The sequence below is a fragment of the Moorena sp. SIO4E2 genome (assembly GCF_010671945.1).
In the GTDB taxonomy this organism is placed as follows: Bacteria; Cyanobacteriota; Cyanobacteriia; order Cyanobacteriales; family Coleofasciculaceae; genus Moorena; species Moorena producens.
The window spans coordinates 1-6,570 of the sequence record NZ_JAAHIE010000228.1; the positions used below are offsets into that span (position 1 = coordinate 1).

The following is a 6,570-nucleotide window of genomic DNA, read 5'->3' on the forward strand; positions in this document are numbered from 1 at the left end:
AAATTCGCCACGGGTCGCACCTCTGCATCGCTTATTCAAAAGCACCATCTGTAGCACCTCAAGTAGCGTGCGCATTAGCTGATAGCTGATAGCTGATAGCTGATAGCTGATAGCTGAATACTTACATTTTTTTTTGAGATTACAACAGGCAAAATGCAACATAAACCTAAACGTTTCTGTTGCATTTTGTCTAATGGTTAACAGTTTAATGATTCGATTCAGTTTTGATAGTTTTCAACCCTTAACACAAACAACCTGCTTCAGAGTTGCCACTACCTCAACTAGATCTGACTGATTAGCCATCACCTGATCAATTGGCTTATAAGCACCTGGGATTTCATCGATAACGTCCTTATCTTTACGGCACTCAACACCTTTAGTTTGCTCAACTAAATCATCAACGGTGAACTGCTTTTTTGCTTTGCTGCGAGACATCAAACGACCAGCACCATGAGCACAGCTGCAGTAGCTGTCATGATTGCCTTTACCCTTAACAATGAAAGACTTTGCCCCCATGGACCCAGGGATGATACCATAGTCGTCGGTACGAGCTCGCACTGCTCCTTTTCGAGTAACATAAACCTCTTCGGAGAAATGCACTTCTTTTTCGGCATAGTTGTGATGGCAGTTAACTGACAACAAGGGCTTGAAGGACTTACCACCAGCCAGATGTTTCTCTACAATTCGCTTGAAGCGAGCCATCATGATATCGCGATTGTAACGGGCATAGTTTTGCGCCCATTGCAAATCCCGCCAGTAGGCAGCAAATTCAGGGGTTCCTGCGACAAAGTATGCTAAATCTCGGTCAGGAAGGGTTGTATGTGCTAGCTTTGCTAATTCTTTAGCGGTCTTAATGTGGCACTTAGCTAGCTGATTACCAATATGCCGTGAACCAGAGTGTAGCATCAGCCACACTTGATTGTCGGTATCAAGACACAATTCAATGAAATGATTGCCACCTCCAAGGGAACCCAGCTGTTTCATGGATTTTCCATCTAGCCGTTGCACACCTGGATGAAGTTCCTTAAAATCACGCCAGCCTTGCCAGTTTACCACTGCTTTCTCGATATCTGTGTTTTGCTCAAAGCCAACGGGAATAGCTGCTTCAATGTCCAAGCGAATCTTCTTGAGCTTGCCCTCCAATTGGTCTGCCACAAAAGGGGTTTTAATGGCAGACATGCCACAGTTGTGAACAAACACACCAGCGGTCAGGGCAAAGTTGTGATACTCTGGAACCGTTAGGCAGTAGACATCTTGTTTTTCCTGAAGTGGTAAGATATTGACGACTTTGTGATTTGCCCCCCCTACCAGATTTGAGCTTCGATGCTCGGCACGAGCAAGGTTATGGTGATCAATATGGTGGTCAATGACTGTTCTGTGACCTGGAAAAGATGGTACTGTTCCTGACAATTGAGATTCTAACCATTCAGAGGAAGGGATATCAGAGGGAGGGATAATCCCATCTGCCTTTTGCCATCTTCCAGAATCGGGTTGCTGGATTAAGGTGTAACCATCTTTATCGGTTTGGGAGTAGAAAGGCATCAAGGATGTCCCTGGTTCGAGGTCACGGGCTTCCCGGTAACTACCATCCCTGAGCATGAATCGATGATCGGGAGTACATTTAATTTCTTCTGAGTTGTCGAGAACGACCTTTAAGAGTAGTTGGTTACGGCGGGTTAATTTTGCTGTAGCCTTAGCCGCGACGATTTTTCCGGTTTGTGTGCAGGAGTAGACAATAATTTCTCGCTCTCCTTTGGCTAGTGCTTGGAGTGAGTAAGATTTGCCATCAACCAAGGGAACGAGGGTATCACCTGTAAAACAACCAATATCTACCCCGACAGCTGCTGGCAGGATGGCATCTTTGGTGGCAATTACAGAGCCAACCAATGAGCCTTTACCTAGGTGAACGTCTGGCATTAATGCGACGTGCTTAAACACAAATGGCAGAGACGCAACATTTTTCGCCATTTGGGTTTCCTGAGCAGCTAGGGAGTGATTCGCCCAAGACAGCACAGGTTTTGGGGTGGAGATGTCTAGTTTTTCGTAAGGCATAACAATAAATTATTTATTTTTTTTATATATTACACAATGATACAGATATATTACAAATTTGGCCATAAGGTCGAATCTGATCACCTGGTGTTCATCACAAGTTTTCTTGAAGTAATCTGTGGACAGTTTTGTAAGTGTCACACTATCCCCCTGTGCAGCTAAAATACTCTTGACCTGAAACCTAGCCAGACTCTGGATGATCAGCTTTGCTCAAAGACCAGGGGGCTAACCCCATAACCAGATAATTCCCAAATGAATTCCACTTCTGCAGGAGGTGGCTGTCTCAAATTGAACTATTATAAGATTTGGAGTTATTGAGTAATTTTTTTATATATTGCTATGGATATTCTGACACTAGGCTGGGTTTCTGTACTGGTTTTGTTCACTTGGTCAATCTCAATGGTTGTCTGGGGTCGTAACGGGTTTTAACAGTATCGTGGAAAATCCCGTAATCACTATGTTGTTCTTTGCTGCCGCTGGATTATTAGTGGTGGTCAGCGGAGGAATCATTTATCTAACTGCTGCTGAGTGGCGCGATCGCCGCCGCAAACAGCGGGATAAACAGGGATGAAAATCTGACAGCGGATGGCTGGGGGTTTTCATCCCTCTAAAGGAAGCACTACCAACTTATCAAAAGGGAGAGTTTGAGAGGGAAAAGAATACCCCTTGACGAATAGTTTGGGGATGAATTTTTACTTTCAAATAGTGTTAAAATAAAAGAGAAAGGTCTTAAAAAACTGGGAATTGACCTTACTCAGCTACCCCCGGTGCGGGGGAAAGTTACGCCCTAGGAGATAACAATCTATTTGGTTGTGCCTGGGAATCCCCATCCAAGACGGTTGGGGAAGTTCAAATCTCAACCAAACAAGCAAACGTTAATTAGTTTTGTTTGAACAGAGTCCTAGGAGGCTAAATCGTCGGACTCACTTGATATCGCTAAAGCTTATTCGTCCTAAATCAATACTAAAATTTATAATCCGTGATGTCACATGACGGAACAACCTTTTATAGTTTCTGCTCAGTATCTGAGTGAGCATCTTGATGATCCCGACATCGTAATTGTCGATTGCCGTTTTGCTCTATCTGATCCAGACCTGGGCTATGAGCAGTATAAAGTTAGCCATATCCCGGGCGCTCACTATCTCGATTTGAATAAGGACCTTTCGAGACCAGTAGAGCGTCATGGTGGGCGTCATCCTTTGCCTGAACCTCGGAAGTTAGCTCAAAAATTAGCAGGGATTGGTGTTAATTTCCGAAAAACCCTAGTGATTGCCTATGATGATTCCCGTTGTGCCTTTGCAGCCCGCTTGTGGTGGCTGCTGCGCTACTTGGGACACGACCAAGTGGCGTTGCTGGATGGGGGTTGGACAGGATGGCATTCCCAAGGGTATCCAGTAACTGATCAAGAGCCTACCACAAAACCAGGAATCTTTGTAGAGCAGTTGCGCTCTGATTCGGTGGTGGATATTAATAGTGTGAAAGTACGTAAAGATTTGCCAGAGGTGGCGTTGGTAGACTCTAGGGAAAGCGATCGCTATTTAGGTAAACGAGAACCGATTGACCCTGTTGCCGGTCACATTCCCGGTGCCCTCAACTACCCTTGGCATGGTGTGACGGACACCAATGGTTATTTGCAACCATTAACATTGCAACAAGAGCGCTGGACTGAGCTGGAGAACAAACAAGAAATTCTGGTTTATTGTGGTTCTGGTGTAACCGCTTGTGTCAATCTCTTCTCCCTAGCATTGGCAGGAATGAACACTGGCAAGCTCTATGCTGGGAGTTGGAGTGACTGGTGCTCTTATCTATAATTTTACCCACCCGTTGACGCTGAAAGCTTTGAGGAACTGTGGCACTACTCAAAGCAAGCAACAGGTTAAGTGTGTTGCTTGCGCAAAAGCTTGCCAATCCCGTTAAACTACCACCCCTTTGATACTCCTGATTGTTTCGATCTGAGTTGGTCCCCTTCTCCCTATAACTTAACTGGAGAGGAGGGAAAATTTGGCATCCTATCCTCAAAATCCGGAAATTATCCCCCTATTGCTTACTCTTTCACGAGGTAAGTACAGATCACTCATCACTATCAGTAGTAATCAAATCACTAATTACCACTAACGTAAGCATTCAGCCGTCAGCCGTCAGCATTCAGCTTTGTGGCACAGGCTTAATGCCTGTGACTTTACTCAGATTAAACGAATGCTTACCTGTTTTATTCAAAAGCTGTTCGGTGTAGCTTGCCCAAGCGCCCATAAACTGATAGCTGATAGCTGATAGCTGAGTGCTTACCCACTAACTAGTTAAGTCTTAGGTAATTACTAATTTACTAGCTAAAAACTGCTAGAATAAAAAATTATCTTAAAGATTATATAGAAAATTGTTAGGTTTAAGTAAATATGCATTGTCCACTGAAACGTATGTCTATTTTTGTAGACGGCAATAATATGTTTTACGCCCAACAAAAGAATGGGTGGTTTTTTGATCCTAGGCGGGTTTTGGACTATTTTAAAAACGAGCCTGGTATTACTCTAGTTAATGCATTTTGGTACACCGGACTCAAAGATCCTCAAGACCAGCGGGGGTTCCGAGATGCTCTAATTAGTCTAGGATACACCGTTCGTACTAAAATTTTAAAGGAATATTATGATGATAACTCTGGTCGCTATTCACAAAAGGCTAATTTAGATATAGAAATTGTTGTGGATATGTTTAATACTGTGGAACAGTATGACAAAGTGATCTTGTTTAGTGGAGATGGGGATTTTGAAAGAGCCATTGAATTACTGCGCTCTAAAAATACCCATATTACGGTGGTTTCCACAGAAGGGATGATTGCTAGGGAACTGAGGAATGCCACTGACCGTTATATTGATTTAAATGATGTCCGTGATCAAATTGAAAAAATTGATTCATAGTTATAATTATATATGAAGCAAACTTTCGATCTAGTTGGCTGACGACCGTTCTCTTCAAATCACTGACTATCAACCCATCGAGTTAGTTATGAACCAGCAACCTCAATCAGAGCGCATTATCATTTTTGACACTACCCTTCGGGATGGGGAACAATCTCCTGGAGCAACCCTCAATGTGGATGAGAAGCTGATTATTGCTCACCAACTGGCACGATTGAGAGTAGATGTGATTGAAGCAGGCTTTCCCTACGCTAGTCCTGGTGATTTTGAGGCGGTGCAAAAAATTGCTCAAGCCGTGGGCATAGAATCTGGACCAACTATTTGTGGTCTAGCACGGGCAAGTCGTGATGATATCAAGGCGGCGGCGAATGCCCTCAAACCGGCAGCTAATGCCCGTATTCACACTTTCATTGCTACTTCGGATATTCATCTGGAGTACAAACTGAAGAAGACTAGAAAGGAAGTGTTAGAGATTGCTCCAGAAATGGTGGCTTATGCCAAGTCTTTTGTGGATGATGTGGAATTTTCCCCGGAGGATGCAGGGCGCAGCGATCCCGAGTATCTCTACCAAGTCCTGGAACGGGTAATCGATGCGGGGGCTACTACGGTTAATATTCCTGATACTGTAGGTTACACTACCCCAAGCGAATTTGGTGGCTTGATTCGTGGGATTAAGGAAAATGTTCCCAATATTGACCGGGCAATTATTTCTGTCCATGGTCATAATGATTTAGGTCTGGCAGTGGCTAATTTCCTGGAAGCAGTGAAAAATGGAGCCCGGCAACTGGAATGCACGATTAATGGTATTGGAGAACGGGCTGGTAATGCGGCTTTGGAAGAGTTGGTAATGGCATTACATGTCCGCCGTCAGTATTTTAATCCTTTCTTCGGACGCCCCCCAGAGTCGAAGGAACCCCTAAGCACTATTGATACTCGTCAGATTTACAAGACATCCCGTCTGGTTTCGAGTCTTACCGGGATGTTGGTACAACCGAATAAGGCGATCGTGGGCTCGAATGCTTTTGCTCATGAGTCTGGTATTCACCAGGATGGGGTGCTTAAGCACAAGCTGACCTATGAAATCATGGATGCGGAGTCGATTGGGTTAAAGGAAAATCAGATAATACTGGGTAAACTATCCGGTCGCAATGCTTTCCGTTCTCGCCTCAAGGAGTTGGGCTATGAGTTGTCCGACAATGACCTGAATAAGTCGTTTGTTCGGTTTAAAGAGGTGGCGGATAAGAAGAAGGAGATTACGGATTGGGATTTAGAAGCTATTGTTAATGATGAAGTTTATCAGGCACCGGAAGTGTTCCATTTAGAGTTGGTGCAGGTGTCCTGTGGGGATAATTCTAGTCCTACGGCTACGATTACCCTGCGAACACCTACCGGTGAAGAACTTAGTGATGCTGCTATTGGTACTGGTCCGGTGGATGCGGTGTACAAGGCCATTAATCGGGTGGTGAAAGTGCCTAATGAACTGATTGAGTTTTCGGTGCAATCGGTAACGGCAGGAATTGATGCTCTTGGGGAAGTGACTATTCGTTTGCGGCACGATGAACGGGTCTATTCGGGTTATGCTGCCAGTACGGATATTATTGTGGCT

6 protein-coding genes are annotated in these 6,570 nt (G+C 44.3%); 5 read left to right on the forward strand and 1 reads right to left on the reverse strand.

Annotation, left to right across the window (positions count from 1 at the left end):
* Positions 1 to 234 precede the first annotated feature (234 nt).
* Positions 235 to 2,052, reverse strand: coding sequence for an intein-containing RctB family protein (locus tag F6K37_RS21445; protein ID WP_287252013.1), 1,818 nt, complete (start codon positions 2,050 to 2,052; stop codon positions 235 to 237).
* Between the two features lie 339 nt (positions 2,053 to 2,391).
* Here F6K37_RS21445 and petN point away from each other — a divergent pair, with 339 nt between their 5' ends.
* The 5 genes from petN to F6K37_RS21470 form a co-directional block, all read left to right on the forward strand.
* The gene (gene petN / locus F6K37_RS21450; RefSeq protein ID WP_010871354.1) at positions 2,392 to 2,481 is read left to right on the forward strand and encodes a cytochrome b6-f complex subunit PetN; all 90 of its coding nucleotides are present in this window, start codon (positions 2,392 to 2,394) and stop codon (positions 2,479 to 2,481) included.
* Positions 2,482 to 2,488: 7 nt separating this feature from the next.
* Entirely contained in the window at positions 2,489 to 2,623 is a 135-nt protein-coding gene (locus F6K37_RS21455) for a hypothetical protein (RefSeq protein WP_267872114.1), read from the forward strand.
* Positions 2,624 to 3,041: 418 nt separating this feature from the next.
* Positions 3,042 to 3,863, forward strand: a complete 822-nt coding sequence (locus F6K37_RS21460; RefSeq protein ID WP_008190374.1) for a sulfurtransferase — start codon at positions 3,042 to 3,044, stop codon at positions 3,861 to 3,863.
* Between the two features lie 582 nt (positions 3,864 to 4,445).
* Positions 4,446 to 4,964, forward strand: a complete 519-nt coding sequence (locus F6K37_RS21465; RefSeq protein ID WP_044495347.1) for a LabA-like NYN domain-containing protein — start codon at positions 4,446 to 4,448, stop codon at positions 4,962 to 4,964.
* An 88-nt stretch (positions 4,965 to 5,052) separates the two neighbouring features.
* Positions 5,053 to 6,570 (forward strand): 2-isopropylmalate synthase (locus F6K37_RS21470; RefSeq protein WP_287252034.1); only part of this gene is annotated, 1,518 nt, incomplete at its 3' end.